Origin of the sequence: Leptospira soteropolitanensis, from assembly GCF_026151655.1 — a bacterium.
Classification (GTDB): Bacteria; Spirochaetota; Leptospiria; order Leptospirales; family Leptospiraceae; genus Leptospira_A; species Leptospira_A soteropolitanensis.
Window position 1 is genome coordinate 440741 of sequence record NZ_JAMQPN010000002.1, and the last position, 23903, is coordinate 464643.

The following is a 23903-nucleotide window of genomic DNA, read 5'->3' on the forward strand; positions in this document are numbered from 1 at the left end:
GTCTTAAATTTCTAAATACAAATTTCCCTTTCGTATTTCTGCGATGGGCATTAGTACCGATTTTTGGTTCTTTTTGTGTCGAGTTTTACGATCGTAAAGCGTAAGCTCAACAGAATCCCCCGAAACCGGTCCCAAACGATACAATCGTTTGTCCCATTTCCCTGTTTCCAGCGGCACTTCTAGTTTCACTAAAAGTCCTTGGAAACGACTTAAATCCTCCGGCAGTCGTAAAACACGTTCTGCTCCCGCGGAGGAGACTTGGAGAGTGAAATCAAATTCCTCTCCCCATAAATCCAGCTCCTCTTTGAGTCTCCTAGACACAGTCTCACAGTCTTCCAAACTAGCAGAGCCAGTTTTGTCTGTAAGATGATCAAGTTCTATCTCAATGAGGGCGTGGTTTTTCCGATTCTGTACTTGGAGCGAAAAAAGCGCTAGAGGTGGAGCGAGAACACGTAAAATAAGTTCTCTGATGTTTTCCTCGGTATATACCAAACCATTTCCAAAAGATTCCCATAGGAATCCGTATAAGAGACCCAGCTCATGCTAAAATTTAGCACGTCTCTAGACAAGCTAGGAAAAGCGAGTTGTCCTGTAAATAAAAAATTAGGGAATGGATGTTGCACCATGCGAACTCTTTATCTCCTTCTCACCTTATTCGTTTCCACTTCCTGCCTTAGGTTTCGCGTCGAAAACCTAAAAGAAGAAATTCTCTTTCGTATCCCTCTTGGTGGAACCAACGAAAGTTTTGAAGGGGTTGTGGTAAACCAAGTACTAACCAACGTTCCGTTGACCATTCCCAATTCTTCCAATATTAGCGCACTGGCTGACAATAAACAAGCCGTAATCAAACTTTTTGACAGAAACGGTAGGCTCGATGCCACACTCGGAAACCCCGATTTTAAATCCATTTCAGGAATTCCGCACTATCCTTTCCGTTTTGGTGGGATCGGCATTGTCGCTATGAATGAAGACGGCGACCTGATTGTCCAAAACCGAATTTCTACCAAAGGTATGGAACTACCCCAAGGACAAGAAAACTTATACAAAACCTATAGTGGTGCGTTTTCGACCCAAGGAACAACGGTGTTACCTTCCTTCCTTGTACAAATATCGCAGAAAGGTGTCGTGAAATTTATGTTAGGGGCCTCTGGAAAAAATTCAGAGCCTTTCCGTTACATCGAATACATTTTACCAGGAGAGGGAGACAAATTATTTGTTTACCACCGGATTGCAGAGGAAATGCGACTTTCCTATTTTGAAGAAGGGGAACTGAAAGGAAACCTAAAAGAATCAGGACTAGATGTATTTGCCAGTGGTGATGCCAAAGAATATGATATTACTCTCGATAAACTCCTTCCTCATCCAGAAGGAGAATATGTCCTCGGATCTTTTAGTTATTATTCCAAAAAAGACAAACGGTTTAAGTTCCGTAGGATCTTTCGATTTGTTTTTGATTCCAAAAGTTCGCAAGTTTTAAAAGAAATCCAAGACCCTTCGGAGATTTTATTTTCCATTCGTAACAACGGTGAGTTTTATATTTGGGAAACCGAAGATGGTGGGAATGCAGCAAGACTCCAAGTTCATGACAAAGAGGGAAACCATATCAACAACAAAAGGATTCCTTTTTCCAGTCCCCGCGGACAATGGAGAGAAACCTACACAGATGCTTTTGATAATATCTATTCAGTTCGCATCCGCCAAGGTGCTTTAGAAGTCTATCGCTGGATATAAATGAAATATAACCCCTTATTCACAAACAAAGAATCCAAAGCAATTGATTCTCTTGCCATAAAAGAACTTGGGTTTCAGGAAGAAACTCTTATGGGGATGGCGGCCCTTTCTGTTTTCCATGCCAATGAAGATCTTTGGAAAACAGCTGAATCCATTTGGATTCTCTGCGGCACTGGTGGGAATGGTGGAGACGGCTATTCCTTAGCCTACATTTTACACCAAGAAGGATACAATGTCCGATGTTTTTCCACTGCACCAAACAAATCCGAGGCGGGAAAGTTTTATGAATCTTTAGTAACTTCCGTTTTAGGTGCCGTCGGCAATGTAGAAGATTTTTATAAAGAATGGGAAGAGGCAAAAGAAGATTCTATTTTACTTGTCGATGCCATTCTTGGAACAGGATTTCAAGGGAATCTCTCGGAAGAACTTGCGGATCTTATCGAAACCATCAATGATTCTGATGTCTTTTTTTATCGTTTGTCACTCGACACAGCTAGTGGTTGGAATCCATACAATCTAGGAAAAAAAGAAGAAACCAATGTTTTTGTTTATGCTGATTCGATTGAAGAACTTGGGACGAGGAAATGGGAAAACGTAGGATTCATTTATGAAAAAGATTCCGTCATTCCTAGATACTATGAAGCCATTGGATTTCCCATCCGCACTCATCTAAGTAATGTTACCTTTTCCAATCGTTATTATTTAGAAGCTGATCCAGAAACGGCCATCCAAACCCTAAAAAGAAAAAATAAAGATCATAAATATAGCGCAGGTTCTGCTTTATTTTATGGGGGTTCCGATGGAATGGAAGGAGCCATCCTCCTTTCAGAACAGGCCTTCTCTAGACTCGGCGGAGGGATTAGTAAAATTTTCTCCCCATCTTTAAAAATCAGTTCCTTGGTTTTAAAAGAAGATCTTTCCAAAATGACAAAAACTAGTTCTCTTGCCGAAACTTTTGAAGATCCGTTTTTAAAAAAAACAAAGACCATTGTTGTGGGTCCAGGCCTTACCCAATACCCAAATGATCTAAGTGGATGGAGTGTTCCGGAGGACTTACGTTTGGTTTTAGATGCTGGTGCCATTCCCACAAAAGGAAGTCCCCTTCCTAAGGGAAACCAAATCCTACTCACACCTCACGTGGGAGAACTGAACCGAATGACGGGAAAAACTCATCACTCTGTACAGGCCGCCTACGATACCTTAATCGACTACTGCTCCGGGAACTATGTTTATGTGCTACTCAAATCCTTCGTAAGTTTACTTGTTTGCCCTGATGGTTCTTCATATGTTTGGGAATCACCCAATCCGAAACTTGCCACAATGGGTACGGGAGATTTATTATCAGGAATTTTAGCACGTTATTTAAGTTTGGATTTAACCATTCCAGAATCTGTACACATGGCATTATCCTTTTTAGACCATTCCAAACAATTGGAAGAACCCTATCCTTCTGCCCACCAAATCCTAAAATCACTTGTGGAGTTAGTGTGATGGGAAAAGGATACCATTCTCGTTCGCCCGAAGAATTTCGCGATTACCTAAAACAGATCGGTGATAAAAATAAAAAAACAAGATGGAGACAAATTGTCCTTCTTATCGATTTGGTTTTAGTAGTACTCATTTTTTATATCGGGTTTCGAGCATTAAATCCAGGAAGTTTCCAAAACAGAACTCAGTCCGACAAACAGATAGTAGACGGATACCCTACTTATTTAAGTTTATCCCGCGAAGAAGATGAAAAGTTCCAAGGTTATTTTTTATTTATAGAAAATAATACAAAAAATCCACTTCAGGTTCCAAACACGAAGTGGAAGTCCGAGTTTCGAATCAAAACAAGACAAGGGGTTTTATGTTTCCAAGAGGATATCCGTTGGGAAAGTAGAAACATCCCCCCTAATGCCAATGGATTTTTATACCATTCGGTTTCGAAAGAAAAATGGAAGTCCTTAGTTGCAGATTGCCGGAAGGAAATTTTTGATGAAGAAGCCTCTATCTTTCGGTCTAAGTTTCGTTCTCTGGATTTAGGATTTTATTCTCAAGTGCTCATTCACTCTGAGGACAGAACGTACACTTTTCAAATCAAACAAAAACCTTATCAATAACTGTAACACCTAACAAGACTGAGTAACCAATTTGTAATACTCTCTTTCCACTTGTCAGGTTGACAAGAAACAATTCACCAGTTGATATCGACCGATGAATCGACTTATCCGCACTTGTATTTGTATTGTTTTTGTAACATTTCATTTTATTCATTGTTTCAATGAAAAAGACGAAGATAAAACTTCAGAAAGACGAGGAGAATCCTTTCTCAATTGTTATTTAGTAAAAACTAGAGAGACTCCTGAAAAATCAGACGAATCCATTTTTCAGGAATGTATTCCTTGTTATGCAAAAATTTGTAATATGCCACATCTATTGTAGTTTTATTGAATTCGTCTATCCAAACTGTTTTTTCATTCGAATAGTGGAAAACTGTTTTCAATATGGTCTTCCTTGTGAAATAAAAATTGCAGGTGGGAACTATATTCCAAGGTGCTTTTGCTGTCAGTTTATCTATCACCAAAACATAACAGTTATAGGTTAAATCGAATGGGTGCGCCAAAACCATGAACTTCAAATAATCTTGGATAAATTTTTTGGCTGATTATTCGAATGGCCCAATAATAACAGGGGGAAATTATTAGGCATCTCCGCAAACAAGTATTGTTCTAAGTTCCATATCTATTTTAGACAATTGTTATTAGTTCTCCACTGTCACTGCAGGATATTCCTCTAAATAACTTTCGCCATTTGCTCCGTAATAGATCACTTTTCGGTAAATGAAATCAACATCATACCCAATCACTCCAGCTTCCCAGGCTGCCTTTAGAAATTCAGGAAATGTACTTTTGCCCTCTTGGTCGGCGCGGAGTGCCTTGATTAAAGCTTCGCGTTGAAACTTCGGGATCACATGGACTCCACTGACAAGTGGAGTTCCTTGTTGGACCACAGAACCTTCATTCATTTGGTAGACGGCTTGGCAAGAAGGTAGATACCAACGATTCATAATGACACCGGCTTCTCTTAGAACTTCTGCCAAGGTAGGAAACCCTCCCACTTTCGGACGAACGGACATCGCCAATTTTTGGGCTTCGGTTAGTTTTGTTGTTAGGTTGACCATTTGGTACTCCTCATTCAATGGGGTTTAAGTTTAGTTTGTTTAATGTTGTTAGTTTGATAAGAGTCTTTCTGAGTTGGTTTTTCTCTTTTTCCGAGAGAAAAGAAAAAAAATGGGAATCGTTTTCATCGGCAATCTCAGCAAGTTTAGGAACAAGCCTCACTCCTTCTTTGGTAAGTTTGATTTCTTGGTAACGACGGTCTTTGTTCATTTCTTCGCGACTCACAAGTCCCTTATGTAAAAGTCTATCAATGAGTTTGGAAACGGCTCCTCGACTGAGTCCAGTCGTCTCTGCAATGACACTCGGAGCGGTATTTGATTTGTAAGAATACATTTCCCTAAGGATCACCCATTCGGCAACTGTTACATCCAAGGAAGCAAGTTTCCCGGAAAAAGAATGGGAAACAGCATTGGAAACTACTCTTAAATGGTATCCCAGGTGAGATTTTAAGTGGCTTGGCTCTACATCTAACTTTTTGGGCATAGAATGACAATAGTTTCCTAGTAAACTATTGTCAAGGAAATTAAATACGGAAAAACGATTTATACCCGCAAGAGGGATACGGCGGTCCCGTCTGCAAAAGGCAGGCGGGAGCGAATGCGCACCCCAAAGTAACCCGGTCCCGCATTAAGAAAAGAACGCAAAGCATGTGTCAGGTTCTAAAGATTCGTTTTATATTTGGGACTTGCCAGGGTGTTTAATTACGGATTTGGTTTGTTAGTTGGATTTGATTTTTTTGATTAGAAAATTTTGGTTCCCCAGGAGGGAATCGACCTCGCCGCTGCCAACACTTCCTGTGGTGGCTACGCTTTGAGGCACGGCTTTGTTCGTCGCCTCCCATCCGGGTCGGCTTGCCCAAACCATTGCTCCCTATGGGTCGCAACACTTTGGCTCACAAAACTGTTCGATCCCCGACTTTCTTTTGTTAGTTGTATTTAGTTTTAGAAAATTGACCTGGTGCCCCAGGAGGGAATCGAACCCCCACTGTCGGTTCCGAAGACCGATGTTCTATCCGTTGAACTACCAGGGCATGGTGATGGATGTATTGTCAGGATAGGCGGGGGCTGTCTTCGGGCAAATGATTTTTTGGAGGAGAGAGACTTGTGCGGATGATGTATACGGAAAGGAGGATGGTCCATCCAATGAGAAAAAACCGAAGGAAAAGAAAGATATAGTAAATGGGTTTGGATTCCCCTGGAACAATAAAAATAGTTAAATCATTGGCAGTGACAATCTGCGAGCCGGGGATTTTTTTTCGAATCGAGTCGAATGCCTTACGAAAATCACCCAATCTTTCGGAAGGATCTAAATGGAAGTCATTGGTATAACGCAAAGAACCTTCATCCCCAAAGGCATAAAAATGAGATTCCCAACCTAAAAATCCAAATTCTGCGGGAAGAGAACCGGGAGGATTTTTCACAAAAAAATAAATAGTGCCGCCATCAAAAGGAAAAGAAGGTATTTGGCCTTCAAGCCTTAGTTTATCCCGGCTAAACCCATCTTCATAAAAATCGGACCAGTCTCCCCACTGGTAAATTGTTTTCTCCTCTTCTTTCCAAAGAAATCCTCCGAGACTCGGGAAAGATTCCAAAGATTCCTCTAGAGCCTCTCGATTTTTGTTTTTCCATTGCAGATCGGTTTTTGTAAGACTAAGGGTGCGTAAGTTGTTTTTTAGACGGATTCTTAACTTTCGAATTTCTGCGGTATTTGCTTCATGGATGCGCTTTTGGATCTCGGTTTCTTCTTTCCGAAAGGGATTTGCAAAAACAGTTTCTGATAAAGAATAAATGAATTCGGTAATGGGCAAAGAAGAATCTAACTTTGGTTGCGCATAGGTAGTTTCTGCACCAAAAAGAATTAGAAATAAAACGACAGAAAAATAGATTCTCATCTCTTTACCTATCGGCCAAATTGGGTAGAATGATAAACTGTCCCATCTGCGATGCGCATAAAAATGAATCTCAAATAGTCTACCAAAACCAAAATTGGATACTCAGAAAAGCAGAACAAAACTTAGAAGGGTATTTATATATGGAACACCGCAACCACGTGGATTCCTGGTTTGGATTGTCTCTTTCAGAGTTTGAAAATTACGGTCGTGCCCTACACAAAGCTACAGAAATGATAAAAGAATTGAATCCAGAAAAAATGTACATTGTTGCCATTGCCGAAAGAGTTCCTCATTTGCACGTGCATCTAATTCCTCGGTATGAAAACCAAGACAAAGGTTTGGAACATATCGCAAAAGCTACGGGACCTGGATTTCCAAAACCCATGTAGTCAAAATAAAATAAAAAAATGGTAGGTTTTTTAAAAAACTTACCTATAACTTTTCTCTGTGGTTTTAGATAGACATCCTTCCAACCAAATTCCCAAATATTCGGCAAGTGACCTGACGGATCTACAAGAAAGGTTCTTTTTATTACAACGCGAAAGTTTCAAACAAAAAATAGCTCATATATTTTTGTTAGAGGGATTTTCCTCTACCGGAAAAGGCTCCATCTTACAGTCATTAACGATTCGTTTAGATCCACGGAAATTTAAAGTTTATTCACCGTATGTTCATTTATCCGAAGACAGAGGTTATCCTTTTCTTTGGAATTTCTGGCGTGTGGTTCCTCGTTACGGAGAGTTTTTGTTTTATCTAAATACTTACTATAGTCGCCTAGCCTTTCTTCGGTCCGAGAAAAAAATCAGCCAATCAGAATATGACCACAGGCTTCTCTCCATTTTAAATACAGAAAGAATCTTATCGAAAGACAAAATCATCGTTCATAAGTTCTTTTTACACATTTCGAAAAAAGACCAGAAAAAACGTTTGGAAGATTCTAAAAAAAAGAAAAAGGGATGGGAACTCTCTGCTTTTGACAAAGACCAAGGAAAACATTACAATCGTTACTTTGAGATTTTTGATTCTATTTTGAGTTCTTCCCGAACCATTGATTCACCTTGGCAAATCATCACCAGTGATAAAAAAGAAGATACAAAGCTTCTGGTATTCGAATCCATTTTGGAAAGATTAGAGAGAGTTTTGCAATATGATTCCCGAACCGCCTTACAATCGATCAATCATGGTATGGAGCTTATCCCATGAAATCAAGTTCTTCCGTTAGCCGCATCTTACATTTAGACCAATTGAATCAGGAAAAGAAACTTCCACCTGACGAATATCAAATGAAGATGAAAATCTTAAAAAATCGAATTAGAGACCTAACCTTTCTTTCCAAAGAAAAAGAAAGGCCTATTTTATTTGTGTTCGAAGGATGGGACGCAGCAGGTAAAGGTGGGGCCATTCGCAGACTCACACAAGAAATCGATCCAAGATTATTCGAAGTTCATAATATTTCCGCACCCAACGCAGAAGAAATCCAACACCATTACCTTTGGAGGTTTTGGAATCGAATTCCTAAAAAAGGGCATATAGGCATATTTGATCGTTCCTATTACGGTCGTGTACTTGTCGAACGAGTGGAGGGATTTGCTACCGAAACAGAATGGTCACGGGCCTATGAGGAAATCGCATTATTTGAAGAACAATTGATAAGTTTTGGTACTATTGTCATTAAGTTTTGGCTCCATATTGATTCCAACGAACAACTGTTACGGTTTGAATCCAGAAAAAACGATCCTCTCAAACGATGGAAACTGACCGAGGAAGATTGGCGTAATCGGGAAAAATGGCCTCTTTACGAAGAAGCAGCAAACCAAATGTTCCAAAAAACCGACTCCCCGAAAGCTCCTTGGTTTTTAATTCCAGCCAATGATAAATATTTTGCAAGAACCAAAGTCTTAGAAACGGTCGTAGCCAAATTACAAGAGGAACTCAGCTAAATTGCAGCTTTAGGGTCTTTCTTTTTGGGGTCCGCATTCGCTCCCGTCCTTTGGACTAGGCCCGTCGTATCCTTCTCTCTTGGGGGGATGGATTGTTTTATCAACAACTGATCTCTAGAGAAGGCTTTTTGTTCTGAAAGAGATATCGAAGAAGACTTATTTGATTTAGAAACTTAAACTATACTTGATAACAAATTGCTCCAAATTTTCAGAAAGGACCTTCTCCTCCAAACCTCTTTGCATTTGCCATACATCCGTAATAAAATACAATTAGGCTAAATTTTTTATCATCATATACTTGCGAGCTTTGCTCACCTTTTGTGTCGACAAAGAGTGGTGCCAACAGGGATTTACATTCGTTTTCCATAACATCCCTAGACCGGCCGCAGTAAATCCCAAAGAATACAATACTTAGAATTACTATTTTATTTATTATGTTCACGGTAAGTAGCCTAAGTAAATAAAGAGCCATTAGCTGTGGATTGTAATCGTTCGAAGAAAAACTAGAGAAAATTGAAGAGTCTAGCATATTAGTATTTGCGCTATAGGCAAATGTTCCTGCTCGCAGGTCCGCTTCACTCACCCGAAATGCAAAGTTCTCCTTGGCCTAGGTTTTGTTTATCACCCATGCATGCACTTTTTGGATTACAATAAAGCAAATTTGTCGTTATTATATTTTGAGCAGATTCTTCGGCAGTTCTTCCGCACTGGACACTGTATAATGCATCATAACAAAAATGGGCATCTTTATTGGTTACATGACTTTTAAAAAGACCAAGTTCATAGAACGACGATTCTGGGAAAAGAAGAAGAAGGAGAAGATTATTATCTGAGTTTTCTTTATTTTCTCTTTCACCCATTCCACATTGAATTAATTTCAAATTGATAATTTCTCTTTTTTCTTTTAAAAAATCATTTAAATTTTTAACTTTTCCACCATCGAATGAGCAGGAGAAAAACATTAGTATAAGAAAGAAAAATCTTAGATTCATCGATGATTCCTTCTTCCAATTTCATATATCGAATTCATTAGTCCGACATTCTCTATGGTTTTCTCTGTTTCTCTGAATTTTCGATATCTTTGGTAGTATTTAAAAATATCCCAAGGATTATCTTTTATATTAGTTAAAATGTCTCCTCCGAGACGTGAACCAATAGTTAGCCCTGCATAATAACGAATTTCAGACTGAACAAATCCACTCAAAAAATCTTCAGCATCAATTTCAAAGTCATTTTGTTCAAATTTAACATCCTGTTTGGAAAACCAGGCAGAAAAAACTTTAGCTTCGAGGCTTTTCCACCTATCCTTTATATATTCCTTTGCATAATCCTTAAATCGTTCCTCTCTATGACCAATTCCTTTCTCAGCTCCCTCGCGGGCAATGTATTTTACATGCCTTCTGATTGAGAGTCGATCGGAAACCCACATAGTATTTCTAACTGCAGCTTTATTGATACCTGTGGAGATATTCTTACCTATTTTATTTATTCCTTGCCCTCCAAAATCCTTACCCATTGCATGTCCAATAATTCTATTCAACATATGTATGTGCTTATTATTTCCACTTGGATCTACAAAGGCTACCGGATTCCCCTCCACATACATCATCCGGTTCATTCCTTGCTCTTTATCAGGAAATACCATCCCATCGTTACTCACAAATCTGCCTAGAGCCGCATCGTAATACCTGGCCTTGTAATAATACAACCCACTTTCCTGGTCTTCCTCTTGTCCCGTATATTTGAATTTAGTAATGTCTGGTCCATACGAGTCCGTTCGGAATATCTCCCCATACGGTTTATACGTGATATGACTTTTACCACCTCTTTCCCCACCGGCAAGCACATTCCCATGACCATCAGTGATCATAGTAATGCTACCCAAATGGTCTGGGTGGAAAAAATACATTCCTTCCACTCTGGCATTGCCTGTAGAAGTTCCCCCGCCTCCACTGCCACCTTGCCCTGGTTCATCGGCAACAGACTGTGTGTCTGCAGGAATTCCATTCCCAAGTCCCAGTAACCAAATCGGTGTTCCCGACTCTGCTTCCCCACCACCTAGTAACAAAGGAAAACATCCTGAGGTCGTAGTAAAAGAAAACACAACAACAAGAAGTGCCGTTCCATATCTAGGGACCTGCTTTTGGATTTTGTTGGTAAGACTTGGTAGAAGGGAGATTCCAAACAAGTCGAAGGTTGTCATCTCTACATTAACTTCCTCTGCTTGATCCTTTGTCTTATACACCACCCAGAATAAAAATCCAAGCAGGACCACCCAAGGAAGACCTCTATGACCTTCTCTTAACTTTCCATCCATATAGATATTGGTATCTTCCAATGTTTTTATGAAGAGAAATCCCACCCTGTTTTTCCAGTAGGTATCACAATCAATGTTTACATCTTTGCAAAATGGATTCACGAGCCAATCGTTCGATGCCATCTGGTTCAAAAGAATTGCATCCCCTCGGCTATACTGAGCCACCATATCCCCTTCGGCTCCGATCACATAAAGAGTTGGGCGAGTCCCGAACATGGAACCAAGTCTACAACATATCTAACGTTTGGCGATCACTTTTCCCGTGTTCGTCGGGATCAGGCTACTTTGGGGTCCGCATTCACTCCCGTCCTGCGGACCAAGCCCGTCGTATCCTTCTCGCGGGAAGGACGAATTGCTACGAAATGGTTGATGAGATGAAAAAAGATTTTCAGGTTATCAAAAGTCCTATTTCAACAAAGAAATCTCACCAGGAAGGAATATGAATGGCAGAACTCCCTATCAAGTTTTCCGCGATGGGTTCCTAGAATTAGAAAAGGAAGAAACTCAATAATCTAAATTAAGTTAGAGGATTTTGTAAGATGAATACTGTATCTGTACATTTTTTTTGTATATAAGCAATTAACTGTTCATACAACGTAAACATAATTAATGTCGTCATTTCAATCAATTAAGTATATCTATGAAAATAGTTAAGATAAAATCATTTTTAATTTTTAAATTATTTTTAATCCTTTTTCTCATTCAATGTGAAAGTGTCAAAAGATACTCACGTAATCGAATTCACGACACAGCAGACCTTTTTACCATTGGTATCGAAAGGGGGAATATCGGAGCAAATTTTTTTTTCTGGTGCCTAGGGGGAGGTTTAACCATTAGCAGTAGGACAAGCGGGATCGGTATGAGGGATGGACATTTTGGCATCTATGAAATAAATGACAATTCAACCCTGGATATATTCCCCTTAGTCAGAAAAGATTCGCCCGCTAACAAAATTGGGATTTCAAATATATTAATCAATTCCAGTGGTCATAAACAATTACACCCACAAGAGAGAACAAAAGAAAAAGATTACCAAATTGTAAATTTTTTAACCATTTTTCCAATACCACCAATACCCGAATCAAAGAGAAAAGTAGCGTACTGCAACTCTCCTGTAAAAATTGAGGGGTCTCTCGGATTATATTTCGGAGTAAGGTTTGGATTTAATCTTGGTGAATTGCTAGACCTAATCGTCGGATATTCAACTCTAGATATACTTAATGACGACGAGACAGACCAAAACTAAATAAAGTTTAAAATTTACGGTATTTTAAAATACAAACTAAAGCAGCTGTCAGATACTTTACGGAAAAAAATACTACGAAAACAATGCCATCATCGCTTTCTACATCTTTGATATAAAGTTAACCATAACAAACACAAATCTTGTTTTGCCGGATCGTTTATTGCTTTGTCACAATCTGTTAGCGCTGGCATTCCAAAAAAATCAAAACATCCTTCATCACCTTTAGCACAACCACTCAACATGCTATGGAAAATAATTAGCGTAATTAAAAAAACCCCTTACCATTTCATACTAGCAATATACCAACCTCTAATCATACCATTTCCATAACAATCAGGCTCTTTGTTATAACAAGAAACAGCTGCTTCATAAAAATTCCAAATTAAAGCAGTTTTTTTATAGCCTACATCTTCCTCTGTAACTCGACTTTCATTAATTGGCCTAATATTAAAATCCCACATACCTAAAAATGGTTCATTTGTATTTGTGCTAAATTTCGCAGTCTCCCTTTCAGCCATTATACCATTCCAAAGTATTAAATTCTCGCAAGTAGCTTTATCTGCAGATTTTGAGCTACAAGCAACCTGAAGAAATTGTGACAAACTTTTCCTTCGTTCTCCCATACGCGATTGAGCATATGTATGTTTAAACTTAAATAAATAGTGATTAATTTTCCTTATACTTAATGCATTATTAGCCGTCCAACCCAATAAACCATTTTTTCCGATAGTATTATCCATTGTATTTCTTAGCTTAGAGTTATTACTCTTTTGTTGTTGATTCTTGCCGAACCCATATCCCAGTGCGAAACCCTGCTGCATAGATAGTCCTAAATTTTGGGCAGCGACAGCCCCCACTAAACCCCATGCCAGTGGCGTAGATATCTTATTCCCACTCCTATCTGCCCATTTCAACGGATTCCCTTCCACATACATCATCCGATTCATCCCTTGCGCTTTATCTGGAAACACCATACCATCGTTACTCACAAACCTGCCTAGAGCCGCATCGTAATACCTGGCCTTGTAATAATACAACCCGCTTTCCTGGTCTTCTTCTTGTCCCGTATATTTGAATTTAGTAATGTCTGGTCCCTACGAGTCCGTTCTAAATATCTCCCCATACGGTTTATACGTGATATGACTTTTACCACCTCTTTCCCCACCGGCAAGCACATTCCCATGACCATCAGTGATCATAGTAATGCTACCCAAATGGTCTGGGTGGAAAAAATACATCCCTTCCACTCTGGCATTGCCTGTAGAAGTTCCCCCGCCTCCACTACCACCTTGCCCTGGTTCATCTCAAATTCTATAACGACGAAAGATCACACTAAGGTAGAAATTTGAATGAAAGAACTCCCCATCAGGTTTTCCTCGATAGTATCCGAGAATTAGAAAAGGACGAAAATCAACAATCTAAACCAAGTTAAATGCTTGCGTAAAGTAATTACTGTATCTTTACAACTTAGGAAAATTTGCTAATACGCAATAACGCCATTCAAAGTATCTTTGCAATAATCTCTAAGACTTGTATTTACTTCATTAGGAAAATTCTGAACTTCTATTACAAGCAATACATCTTTAATACAACGAAATTGAATTGGAATATATGTATGACATCTATTTGGCATCTCGCTACCTTCATAGCCTGTAATTATTTTATTTCCATCCAATGTCACATTTTTAAAAATATCTACGCAAATAGAATAGTTCGAACTATTGATATTACGTGAAATCATTGAAGAATAACTAAAGCGGTAATTCTGAAATGTAAATTTATCATTTTGATTCGCGAGTGCATCTATTAAAACAAGATTATACAAAATCGAATTTTTATATCCATCTTTATAATTAGAATTTGTATCGCATGATAGAAAAATAATAAAAAATAATGAATTTACAATACTAAGGAGTTTCACATAAACCATCCGCACCCAATAAATCTTCTGTACAATTATTTCCAATTGAATCTGTGCAAATTCCAAGATCATTGCAATTACCATCCTCTGGCAAAGCAGGCAAAGTGGGAAAACTAGGTATATTCGATGAACTTATAACAATTCCCTTACAAAGACTAAAAGCAATGACTGCCATACCAATATGTCGTTCTGTTCTTTTATATTCGTTTGACTCTTTACTTCTGTTTTTTGCACGTCCAGTTCGTGTACTTGGGTGTTGCATTCTTTTTATTGAATCCTGCCATACTTTTGTTGTCAATCTTCCTATATCTCCTTTTTCAATTTGTGAATGCATATTTGACAAGCCAAAAAATTTGTCTAAATCATTTCCCTTATTTCTTGAGAAGTTACCACCACTGGCAAGCCATCTAGCACCACCATCAATATTTCGCCCTATCACTCTAGCAGCCGCAACTGTATGTCTTATCATTTGATTAATCATATGCATCTTTGGATTATGCCCGGTAATATCGACAAAGGCTACCGGATTCCCTTCCACATACATCATTCGGTTCATCCCTTGTGCTTTATCAGGAAATACCATACCATCGTTACTCACAAACCTGCCTAGAGCCGCATCGTAATACCTGGCCTTGTAATAATACAACCCACTTTCCTGGTCTTCCTCTTGTCCCGTATATTTGAATTTAGTAATGTCTGGTCCATACGAGTCCGTTCGGAATATCTCCCCATACGGTTTATACGTGATATGACTTTTACCGCCTCTTTCCCCACCGGCAAGCACATTCCCATGACCATCGGTAATCATGGTAATACTACCCAAATGGTCCGGATGGTAAAAATACATCCCTTCCACTCTGGCGTTGTGGGTCGTAGTCTTTTTTGGGCGAGTCCCGAACATGGAACCAAGTCTACAACATATCTAACGTTTGGCGATCACTTTTCCCGTGTTCGTCGGGATCAGGCTACTTTGGGGTCCTGAGTTCGCTCCCGTCCTGCGGACCAAGCCCGACGTATCCTTCTCGTGGGAAAAACGATTTTTTATAAATGGTTGATGAGATGGAAAAATATTTTCAGGTTATCAAAAGTCCTATTTCAACAAAGAAATCTCACCAGGAAAGTACAGGAATGGCAGAACTCCTTATCAATTTTTCCTCGATGGATTCCTAGAATTAGAAAAGGAAGAAAATCGATAACCTAACACTAGCTAGATAATTTCACAAAGTGAATTACTGTATATATACAATAGATCTATAAACTTCGATTTTTAGTTCCAAACCTTTTTGCATTAATCATACATCCGCCGTAGATTCCCACATAATAAAATCTTTCTTCATTAAATGCTTGTATGCTTTCACCCTCTCTCTGTTCCAATAGAAGGGGTGCCAATAATAAGTATGCACATTCTTTTTCCATGACATCCTTCGGACGTCCACAAGAAATTACAGTCATAATCAGTGCGAATATAGTTATTTCCTTAATAATGAAATTCACGGCATATAACCCAGATAAATGAAAAGTGTCATGGCTTGTCGACTATTGTAATCATAAGATGCACCTGGCCTAAATGCTAAAGCGAAACCCGAAAGCATCCTGTTTGTATAAGTTGCATTGTATGCAAATGTACCACCACGAAGGTCAGCATCATTTTCTCCGACGCCACCACCTCCAGCCGGTGATGATCCTAATACAGATAAATACCGATAAGGCCCCCATTCCTTATATTGTTGCAAGTGCGCTGTTTCATGTCTTAATGTAGATTCATCAGTTCCTCTGGTAACGGCAAATTGACCTATGGTAACCCCTGGACCCTCAGAGTTTGGCATCAGCGGACCACCTTGGACTACATATCCCCCATTTACTTTCTTAACTTTGTATCACGTTGCATCAGTTTTCCAGCTCCATAATTTAACAACGCCCATGTGGCTCCTACGTAATTTCTGCCTTACCATTTCTAAAGGAATTCTAATGATTTTAGACATAACTCATCAGGCCATCTATTGTTATTTTAAAAAGGAATAGTCTCGCGCAAAATCTACCAAATTTATAACCTTGGTCCTGGATCACCCTTTCTTTCTGCATTATCAAGACACATTAAATAACCGGTCAAATACCCTGTTACCATCCGGTTCAGTTCTTCATTTGTAAGACCCGCTGCTCCCACTAACAACGGAGCTTCTTTTGTGTAAAACTCTTTACAGGACGCACGCATACCAGAAATGCTAGGAGAAAAACAATGCAAATTAGAGATCAAGATTATCAACCTACAAAATTTCTTAATTCCAACTATACAAGCCGATATACCAGTTTTTTTCATAAGTTCCATAGCAAATCACTCCCGATTTATCAGAAGTTAACGATTGCAAAAATCTCCTTGCAGGAAATTTTGATGGCTGGTCATACATGCTTTCTTGGGGGAACAATGCATCGCATAGGCTACGCTATGTGAAACTAAAAAATCCGAATATTGATTCCCACATGGAACTGCCAATATAGATCTAAAACAAAAACCAGCATCATCCTTTCTTACAAAGCTTGGTCCAGAAAAGGATAAAATCTCAGAAGACTTGGCAGCTCCTGATACCAAAATACCCAACAAACCTTGATCATTTGCCGATTTTTCTGTTTCTAGCGTGTTGGCTGAGTTGGTAGCATAAATCCTTCCACATTCGATGGCTTTTAAGTAAAAATAAGATTCTGCCTGGCTTTTAAAATTTTCGTAAGGTAGGACAGAGGGGCCACCGATTCCATTACAACCAAATACGAAAACCAAACTAAATATAAACTTTTTCAAAAAATAAAAGTTCCTATAGGAAACAAACTTAACAATATGACTGCGGTTTGGCGATTATTTTTTATCAATTTTTGCACTGGTTATAAAGCGTTAACCATAATATACAAGTATTCTGTTTTTCATAAATTTCCTTTCAAAAGGGCATATTTAGAATCCCTAATATTGTTTCGTCAAAGCCCCAAAATTAAATCGGATTTCTTCAGTTCATCTTGAATGTGCAAAAAATTCCGTATACTTAATGCAAAATTCTATTAATATCTTTCATTTTTTCGAATTTTACACTTTTTCAAAGCAAATAAAACTAAATCAATGATCAGAAGGATTCTAAAAAAGACCAAATCCAAAAGAACCAAGCTAACGAGTGTAAAATACTTAGCTTTTCCATTCTTAGAATGTATCTAAAAAAAACTTAGGAGATTCTTGTATTGATCAAAACTTGCGATTGCCAACCGCTTAAATTTTCTTTCCTGATTTAGCAAAAAGGGGAAAATGCCCTAGATAGCCAATGTTTCCCGAAGATTCCTCTAATTACGCACAAATGATCTTAGATAATTCTACCGATGCCATTGTGCTTATGGGACTTGATTATTCGGTTCTTGCCTTTAACCAGAATTTGAAAGAAACCATCCTTGCCTATTCTGGAAAAACGATTAAAATTGGAGATGATTATCGAGAATTTGTTACAGCAGGTGACAAAGAGGTATTTTTCGAACTATTTCAAAAGTCTCTTTTAGGACAAAGTGTAACCATAGAAAGAATCGCAAGTATCAATGCTATATCCATTTGGTTCGAATACAAAATGAATCCCACCTATGATAAAGATAAGAAACTAATGGGCGTTTGTCTTAGGGGAAAAAATATTGATGTTAGAAAAAAAATGGAAATTGCCCTTTCCGAAAGCGAACAAAAATTTCGAAACTTAATTGAATCGGCACCGAATGCGATCCTCATTGTCGACCGCGAAGGAAAAATCATCCATTGTAATTTAGAAACAGAAAATACCTTTGGATTTTCAAGAGAAGAGCTCACAAACCAACCAGTAGAACTTCTTGTTCCCATGCACCACAGAAAAGGACATGATAGATTACTTGAAGGTTACTTCCAAGCTCCAAAACCGATGCGAATAGGAAAAAACCAAGTAACCTCAGCAGTCAAAAAGGATGGAACGGAAATCCAAGTAGAAGTCAGCCTAAATAGTTTTGTTGTCAACCAAACCAATTATGTTTCAGCCATCATCGTGGACATTACAGAAAAGGTTTTAGCTGATAATAAAATTCAAAAACAAATTTTCGAATTAAAAGAAATAGCAAGAATCCAATCACATGAAATACGTAGTCCACTTGCCAATATCTTAGGCCTTATCAATCTCTTGGAATCTGGATTGGCTACTGATACCACTAACGAAATATATACCTATTTAAAACAATCGGCAAAGGAATTAGACAATCTAGTTTGCGAAATTGTAAATAGAACTGCCGTTAGTTTACAAGAGGAAAAAGAAAAACTTTAATCGAATAGCAGATAGCGCGGTCGCCTCAAGGCGAGGCGCCCAAAAAATCATACGATTTGAAAAAAACCAATCCCTTTTTTGAGATTATCCGCTTGTTCTGCGAGTGTTAAACAGAGTTTATCGATTTCGCCGACAAATTGATTTAGATATTCTGTTCCCTCTGAAATGGTAGAAATACTTTTTGACAACTCAAAAGAAGTGCGTGCTTGTTCCTCCGTATTTTGTTCAATCTCTAAAGCGGAACGTGTTAAGTTTGAAAATCCGTCTTTTACATCTTTAGCGATTAACATCTGTTTTCTTGTCATTTCAGAGGAAGTTTGGATCAAATGAACCGCTATCTCTACTGCACTACCAATTTGTGAAAATGTTTTTTCGGTATTGGAAACAGCAGCTCTTCCGAGTTTGGAAGCCTCGTATGCTTTATCAACTGCCTCTAAAATTCGTTTTGTATTTTGCAGTGTTTGTTCGCCCAGTTTAGAAATTTCACTGGCAACGACAGCAAAACCTCTACCTGCCTCTCCCGCCCTAGCCGCTTCAATAGATGCATTCAAAGACAAAAGTCCTATTTTATCGGAAATATCACTAATCACCTGTATAACATCTGCAGTATGTTCTACACTAGTTTCGATTTCCTCCATAGCCAGAAGTGTTGACTTTAATGTGTTTTGACCAGAAACTATTTCTTCTTCCATTTTTTTGGTTTCGGATTCGGTCCTCTCCATAGAAGAATGCACTTCCACTAACACAGATTCCATTTCCACAAGAGATTGGAGCGCTTCTCCTGTAATTTTATTTTGTGTTTTTGCCCCTACCGCCGTTGAACGTATGCTTGCCGACATCTCCTCAATACCAGCAGACATTTGTTCTGTTGAAGAGGCTTGTTCCATCATAGATTGAGACAAACCTTGTGTTTGTGTCGAAATGACTTTCGAATCATTACTCACTCGTTCCGATTCTTTAATCACCCCTGCGGTAATTTTTCGAATACTATCAATGAAGGAATTGAGAGAAATTGTCCCAAGACCCAACTCATCTGTGGATATCATAGGAACATGATCACGTAGATCTCCCGTTGCTAAAGCTTTATAGCGGTTTACCATTTCCACAGTATTCATTTTCAATGCACGAACAAATAGTGAGGTCAAAATATAAATCGCAATACAAATAAATAAAGCAAGAAGACCGATCGTTAACTCCGCATTTTTTAATTGAATGATACCAGTGACTTGTGCCCCGAGCAAATACCCAAGGGTAGTCATACTCATACTAAATACGGCAAGCATTGTAAAAAAAACTCGAGGGAAAATGCCAATTTTGGGAATGTTTTCAATATCCAAAGGAAGTCTTTTTATATCAGGTAAAGATAAAACAGGTGCTAATCGTAACTCTGTAAGAAAAAAATGAGAAACACCTAATACCGGATAAATAATCACAGGTAAGATCATATAGGGAATGAGTTCGATAAGTGTAGGTGTGAAAAATAAAAAAGTAACCAATGCTGCGGATGGAATACCGAGCGACCATTGTACCAAAAAATATCCAAGATTGTTCCTTGGAAACTTAAGAAGTCTCGTTTTAATTTCCTTTTTCTCTTCCAATGTTTTTTTCGAAAAATACATTGGTTTTGTTTCTAGAATTAACCTACGCAAACGAAAAAATCGAATGGTTGGAATGATATAGGATACAGTGAGGGCGATAGTGGCACCAATGACTACATAGATCGCCTTTTCAAAGTTATACTCTCCTCCAGAAACGATAAACAAAACAGCAATCGGCACTGCAAGTATAGAAGTGAGTAGCTCTAAACCTAATGTTAATCGCCAACAAATCGAGTTTGTTTCCTTTTCATCCATTGTGCTAATTTCCTTTTCAAATCTTAGTTCTTTTCTATTTATTTTTTTTAGAACGATTCTATTTATTTTGAGGTTCTGGTAAAAACACCGTCCCAATCCACTGCAGGCGGATTTTTAAATAAAGACTTACATCGTTCGATGAGGAGTTTACTTGCCTCATCTCTTTGTCCATAAATTTCTGACACTTTTTCAAAAGAATGAATGGCTTTTTCCCAATTTCGGTTCAAATAATATTGAAATCCCTCTTCATAGATTTTTTCTGCCTCGAACATGGTTGGACTCATATCCGATAAAAAACAAACCAAACTATAGATTTTTACAGGTGCTTCCTTTCCTTTCACCCGAATCCAATCTAAAAACCTGAAATGAAACTCACCCTTACAAACTGATTCAATGCTTTCGGAGACCAAGATAGAAGCACCATAATCTTTCGCAGCTGCTTCTAACCTTGCGGCTAAATTTACCGTATCACCCATCATAGTATAGGATGCTAAACTATCGGTTCCCATAAAACCAACCTTAGCTGGTCCACAATTGAGACCAATACGGAAAGCCATGTTTCTTGCTTGCTCCGTATAATCCTTTTTTTCCTGCCAACTAAATCGGAGGTTTTCTAATTCAGCTAACATTTCTAATGCGGTTTTACATGCAAGCCTAGGATGGTCCTCGTTTTGGATGGGAGCACCAAAGATCCCAACAATAGCATCTCCGATGTATTTGTCCAAAGTTCCAGAATTGGATTTTAGAATTTTTGTCATGGCAGAAAGGTATTCATTTAACAAACGAGCAAGGTCACTTGCACTTAATTCTTCGCTGATGGATGAAAACCCAGCCACATCGGAGAAAAAAGCAGTAATCTCCCACTCTCCTCCTTTTTTTAAGGAATCCATATCTTCTAAGGCTTCACTCACAACACCTGGATCAACTAGGTTTCTTAAGATACTGTTGTATTTTCTTTTTTCTTTTCCTTCTGTATACGTGAGATATGCAAATCCGAGTAAGTAAGAAATAGGAAAAGCTATCACAAACGAAGAACTAGCAAGAACCAGATCCATACGATATAAAAAATAGAATACACCCACAAACACCGATACAGCAAAAATGGGATATAAATTCTTTAATAGATGCCATTGATTGATAAATAAAACAAGAACTCCGATAAAAAGAACCAACAAAGTAAATGCGATTCCATATAGTTCCGGTAACTCCCGTAACATATGCCCTTCAATCATATTGGAAGCAAAGACAGCCTGTCCTATCACACCTGGAAAAAGTCCGTGGGGTGTCACCACATCGTCATGAGTGGAAGCAGCAGAGGTTCCAATTAAAACAATTTTATTATCAAAAACAGAAGGTGGTACAAGGAGTTTTTCTGGGTCCTCCACCTCACTTGCGTTCAACTGGTTTAATGATTCAATGATACCTGCAGCGGAAAAACGTGGAATGTTTCGAAGTTCTTGTTCTGTATAAAAATACGCTCGAACGAGCCCATCTTTTCCGAGTGGGATTTCCCTCTTTATATCTCCTTTTTCGAGAAAAAAACGACCGTCTTTCCATTCCGTTTTGTATGGTTCACCAGCAACAAACGCCTGCACGGCAACCGTCGGGAAATGTTTATTTTTCCAACGGATAAATGGAGTAAACCTTCGAAGGATTCCGTCTCCATCAGGAATGACATTCACAACATGAATCATTGGAGACGATTCCCCAATTTCTCCAATCGGAAAGGAAACATTTTCATACCTTGGAAAAGGGATATCCAAAGGCATAGGAACATTAAACCTTTCACTTAAATCTTCTTCATTTTTTCTTGGGATAACGATTCCACCATCTCTAAAATTTGCCGCATGGGAGATTTCACCCAAATTGATGTTTGCTGCAACTAATGCATCATCGTAGTCTGACCTTTCCGTAAACATAATATCAATAATTGTAATTTTGGGATGGGTGATGAGTTTGGTATAACCGATAAGTGTGGGATAAATCGTTCTTTTCCAAGGCCACTGCCCAAGCTCAGGATGGTCTGCGTATTTGGCAATACTTTGTTCATCAATATCAATTATGACAACGTCTTTAGAAAGATTATGATGAGAGGGAAGTAAATGAAAAAAAGAGTCGGATATTTTTCGATTTAATGTTTGGGAAAAACCGAGTAAAGATATGATACCTAAAATGATTCCAGGTACAATCACCATTAAGAAAAATGGAAAAAGAAATTTTTTATGTTTCATGGTTTTAATTTAGATTTGAATTCTTGCCAACGATCTTTTACATTAACGCGACTCTCTGCAGAAGTCGAAGATTCGAAAAACACTAATTTGGCGATGCGAACTGTAGTATCAGGATGGGTCTTTTTAAAAGAATCTGTGCCTTCTGATTTGGACAAAGTGTTAAGATAACTCGATAACCCTACTGGAGAAAATCCAGCTTGGCTTGTTAGACCCACCGCTGCTTCATCGGCTTCCAATTCCAATTTCATATCTCGTCCTGTCTCAAACAGTTGTTTTTCCATTTCGTCCAAAAGCGAAGAAGTTGCCGCATTGATGACTTCTGTCCCTGGTGGAGCAAGAAGGCTTGAAATGACATCGATCAATTCATTGGATCCTTGAAATTCTCCATTATGAAAGAGTACAATGTGTCCCATTTCATGCCCTATGATTCCGGCAAGTTCAGCTTCTGAATGGATTTTTTTAAGACTTCCGGTGGTTAAAAAAATATACCCTCCAGGACAAGCAAAAGCATTGATTTCTGAGGACTCAATCACTCCCACCCGGAAGTTCAAATCCCTTCTAGAAGAAACGGCCGCTAATTGGGAGGTGATACCATTCAAATAGCCGGTTAACTCCTCATCTTTCACTAGAGTGTATTTTTTTAAAAGTCTAGCAGCAAGAGATCGGCCTAGTTTAACTTCCGCTTTTGTTTCTTTTAGGACCTCTGGCTCAGAATTACTAAAAAAGAAATTTCGGATATTCGAATTTTCAAACTTAGTAAATCCCCCATTTGTGTTTGTATTTTCTGTGTCAAAAGGTACGGACTCTAACCAACGTAAGGATTCGAAATCATACAGATCTCCTTCCCCACGAACACGCATTTTTTGGGTTTCCGAAAGCCCTCTTGCTGCAGCAGTTTTTGTAAAATCAGAGGCTCTTTGTCTTGCAACGACTGCTTCAGAAGAATTGGATGTAACTCCCAATTTGATTTGGTTTCCTGGAGGAAGTGGAGAAACAAATAATTTTGATACCCAACCCATCTTCCCTTCCGCTCGTACCTGAACAAAAAGCCCTTGTTCGCTGACCGGTGATAGACTCTCCCCCATTTGCAAAGGGGAACCATCTGCATTCAGTTTTGGCTGAGAAAGAAGTTTTGCCTTTGTGCTTTGTACGTATACATTGCCCTTGGACAGAACAGAATGTGCAAAAATAAGAATCAAAAAGAAGTGAGATAGCGCTCTCATTCAAGAAATTATGTTTTTTCCTAGCAGTTTGGAAACTCTTTTTTTATAGAAAGACTTTAGAATTGACATTTCCTTTCGAATACAT

General features: G+C 38.5%; 25 protein-coding genes, 1 tRNA gene and 1 pseudogene. 9 read left to right on the plus strand and 18 right to left on the minus strand.

Features of this window, described 5'->3' with window-relative positions:
• Positions 1-3: 3 nt before the first annotated feature.
• The gene (gene rimP, locus ND811_RS06795) at positions 4-492 is read right to left on the minus strand and encodes a ribosome maturation factor RimP (protein WP_265351333.1); all 489 of its coding nucleotides are present in this window, start codon (positions 490-492) and stop codon (positions 4-6) included.
• A gap of 132 nt (positions 493-624) precedes the next feature.
• Here rimP and ND811_RS06800 point away from each other — a divergent pair, with 132 nt between their 5' ends.
• From ND811_RS06800 to ND811_RS06815, 4 genes are all read left to right on the plus strand, one after another.
• Complete coding sequence (locus ND811_RS06800) at positions 625-1731, plus strand: LIC_12708 family protein (protein ID WP_265351334.1); 1107 nt, start codon at positions 625-627, stop codon at positions 1729-1731.
• On the plus strand, positions 1732-3222 hold the full coding sequence (locus ND811_RS06805; protein WP_265351335.1) for an NAD(P)H-hydrate epimerase: 1491 nt from the start codon (positions 1732-1734) through the stop codon (positions 3220-3222). It begins immediately after the preceding gene.
• Entirely contained in the window at positions 3222-3833 is a 612-nt protein-coding gene (locus tag ND811_RS06810) for a hypothetical protein (RefSeq protein ID WP_265351336.1), read from the plus strand. The genes ND811_RS06805 and ND811_RS06810 overlap by 1 nt, the downstream gene beginning before the upstream one ends.
• Before the next feature lie 94 nt (positions 3834-3927).
• Positions 3928-4155 (plus strand): hypothetical protein, encoded by a 228-nt coding sequence (locus ND811_RS06815; RefSeq protein ID WP_265351337.1) that lies wholly within the window; start codon positions 3928-3930, stop codon positions 4153-4155.
• 319 nt (positions 4156-4474) lie between these two features.
• Here ND811_RS06815 and ND811_RS06820 read toward each other — a convergent pair whose 3' ends face one another.
• From ND811_RS06820 to ND811_RS06835, 4 genes are all read right to left on the minus strand, one after another.
• Positions 4475-4894, minus strand: coding sequence for a DUF1398 domain-containing protein (locus ND811_RS06820; protein WP_265351338.1), 420 nt, complete (start codon positions 4892-4894; stop codon positions 4475-4477).
• Positions 4895-4904: 10 nt separating this feature from the next.
• Entirely contained in the window at positions 4905-5375 is a 471-nt protein-coding gene (locus ND811_RS06825; RefSeq protein ID WP_265351339.1) for a MarR family winged helix-turn-helix transcriptional regulator, read from the minus strand.
• A gap of 472 nt (positions 5376-5847) precedes the next feature.
• A tRNA-Arg gene (locus tag ND811_RS06830) sits at positions 5848-5922 on the minus strand.
• A gap of 18 nt (positions 5923-5940) precedes the next feature.
• Complete coding sequence (locus ND811_RS06835) at positions 5941-6783, minus strand: hypothetical protein (RefSeq protein WP_265351340.1); 843 nt, start codon at positions 6781-6783, stop codon at positions 5941-5943.
• A 32-nt stretch (positions 6784-6815) separates the two neighbouring features.
• Here ND811_RS06835 and ND811_RS06840 point away from each other — a divergent pair, with 32 nt between their 5' ends.
• Genes ND811_RS06840 through ND811_RS06850 form a run of 3 tightly spaced genes read left to right on the plus strand, consistent with a single transcriptional unit; the run spans position 6816 to position 8723 of the window.
• Complete coding sequence (locus ND811_RS06840; RefSeq protein WP_322113452.1) at positions 6816-7172, plus strand: HIT family protein; 357 nt, start codon at positions 6816-6818, stop codon at positions 7170-7172.
• A 58-nt stretch (positions 7173-7230) separates the two neighbouring features.
• Entirely contained in the window at positions 7231-7986 is a 756-nt protein-coding gene (locus ND811_RS06845; RefSeq protein ID WP_265351342.1) for a polyphosphate kinase 2 family protein, read from the plus strand.
• Complete coding sequence (locus ND811_RS06850; protein WP_265351343.1) at positions 7983-8723, plus strand: UDP-galactose-lipid carrier transferase; 741 nt, start codon at positions 7983-7985, stop codon at positions 8721-8723. The genes ND811_RS06845 and ND811_RS06850 overlap by 4 nt, the downstream gene beginning before the upstream one ends.
• A 575-nt stretch (positions 8724-9298) precedes the next feature.
• Here the strand turns inward: ND811_RS06850 and ND811_RS06855 are convergent.
• Together ND811_RS06855 and ND811_RS06860 are read right to left on the minus strand one after the other, a co-directional pair.
• Complete coding sequence (locus ND811_RS06855) at positions 9299-9715, minus strand: hypothetical protein (RefSeq protein ID WP_265351344.1); 417 nt, start codon at positions 9713-9715, stop codon at positions 9299-9301.
• Positions 9712-11256 (minus strand): RHS repeat domain-containing protein, encoded by a 1545-nt coding sequence (locus ND811_RS06860; protein WP_265351345.1) that lies wholly within the window; start codon positions 11254-11256, stop codon positions 9712-9714. The genes ND811_RS06855 and ND811_RS06860 overlap by 4 nt, the downstream gene beginning before the upstream one ends.
• A 424-nt stretch (positions 11257-11680) precedes the next feature.
• Between ND811_RS06860 and ND811_RS06865 the strand changes: the two genes are divergently transcribed.
• Complete coding sequence (locus ND811_RS06865; protein WP_265351346.1) at positions 11681-12286, plus strand: hypothetical protein; 606 nt, start codon at positions 11681-11683, stop codon at positions 12284-12286.
• Positions 12287-12564: 278 nt separating this feature from the next.
• Here ND811_RS06865 and ND811_RS19575 read toward each other — a convergent pair whose 3' ends face one another.
• The 8 genes and pseudogenes from ND811_RS19575 to ND811_RS06900 all read right to left on the minus strand — a co-directional run bounded on the left by ND811_RS19575 (position 12565) and on the right by ND811_RS06900 (position 17001).
• Positions 12565-13323: an RHS repeat-associated core domain-containing protein gene (locus ND811_RS19575; RefSeq protein ID WP_407658875.1), complete on the minus strand. Its 759-nt coding sequence runs from the start codon at positions 13321-13323 to the stop codon at positions 12565-12567.
• A 57-nt stretch (positions 13324-13380) separates the two neighbouring features.
• The gene (locus ND811_RS19580; protein WP_322113444.1) at positions 13381-13524 is read right to left on the minus strand and encodes a hypothetical protein; all 144 of its coding nucleotides are present in this window, start codon (positions 13522-13524) and stop codon (positions 13381-13383) included.
• 242 nt (positions 13525-13766) lie between these two features.
• Complete coding sequence (locus ND811_RS06875) at positions 13767-14207, minus strand: hypothetical protein (protein WP_265365520.1); 441 nt, start codon at positions 14205-14207, stop codon at positions 13767-13769.
• 496 nt (positions 14208-14703) lie between these two features.
• A pseudogene (locus ND811_RS06880) lies at positions 14704-15063 on the minus strand (RHS repeat-associated core domain-containing protein); the annotation flags it as partial.
• 395 nt (positions 15064-15458) lie between these two features.
• Entirely contained in the window at positions 15459-15623 is a 165-nt protein-coding gene (locus ND811_RS06885) for a hypothetical protein (protein WP_265351347.1), read from the minus strand.
• A 74-nt stretch (positions 15624-15697) separates the two neighbouring features.
• Positions 15698-16033: a hypothetical protein gene (locus tag ND811_RS06890; RefSeq protein ID WP_265351348.1), complete on the minus strand. Its 336-nt coding sequence runs from the start codon at positions 16031-16033 to the stop codon at positions 15698-15700.
• A gap of 218 nt (positions 16034-16251) precedes the next feature.
• Positions 16252-16461, minus strand: a complete 210-nt coding sequence (locus ND811_RS06895; RefSeq protein WP_265361136.1) for a hypothetical protein — start codon at positions 16459-16461, stop codon at positions 16252-16254.
• A 99-nt stretch (positions 16462-16560) separates the two neighbouring features.
• Positions 16561-17001: a hypothetical protein gene (locus tag ND811_RS06900; RefSeq protein ID WP_265351350.1), complete on the minus strand. Its 441-nt coding sequence runs from the start codon at positions 16999-17001 to the stop codon at positions 16561-16563.
• 505 nt (positions 17002-17506) lie between these two features.
• On the opposite strand from ND811_RS06900, the gene ND811_RS06905 reads away from it, so the two are divergent.
• Positions 17507-18511, plus strand: a complete 1005-nt coding sequence (locus ND811_RS06905; RefSeq protein ID WP_265351351.1) for a PAS domain S-box protein — start codon at positions 17507-17509, stop codon at positions 18509-18511.
• Between the two features lie 47 nt (positions 18512-18558).
• Here the strand turns inward: ND811_RS06905 and ND811_RS06910 are convergent, their stop codons facing one another.
• The 3 genes from ND811_RS06910 to ND811_RS06920 all read right to left on the minus strand — a co-directional run bounded on the left by ND811_RS06910 (position 18559) and on the right by ND811_RS06920 (position 23818).
• Complete coding sequence (locus tag ND811_RS06910) at positions 18559-20364, minus strand: methyl-accepting chemotaxis protein (RefSeq protein ID WP_265351352.1); 1806 nt, start codon at positions 20362-20364, stop codon at positions 18559-18561.
• Between the two features lie 62 nt (positions 20365-20426).
• Entirely contained in the window at positions 20427-22595 is a 2169-nt protein-coding gene (locus tag ND811_RS06915) for an adenylate/guanylate cyclase domain-containing protein (protein WP_265351353.1), read from the minus strand.
• Complete coding sequence (locus tag ND811_RS06920; RefSeq protein ID WP_265351354.1) at positions 22592-23818, minus strand: M48 family metalloprotease; 1227 nt, start codon at positions 23816-23818, stop codon at positions 22592-22594. The genes ND811_RS06915 and ND811_RS06920 overlap by 4 nt, the downstream gene beginning before the upstream one ends.
• Positions 23819-23903 lie beyond the last annotated feature (85 nt).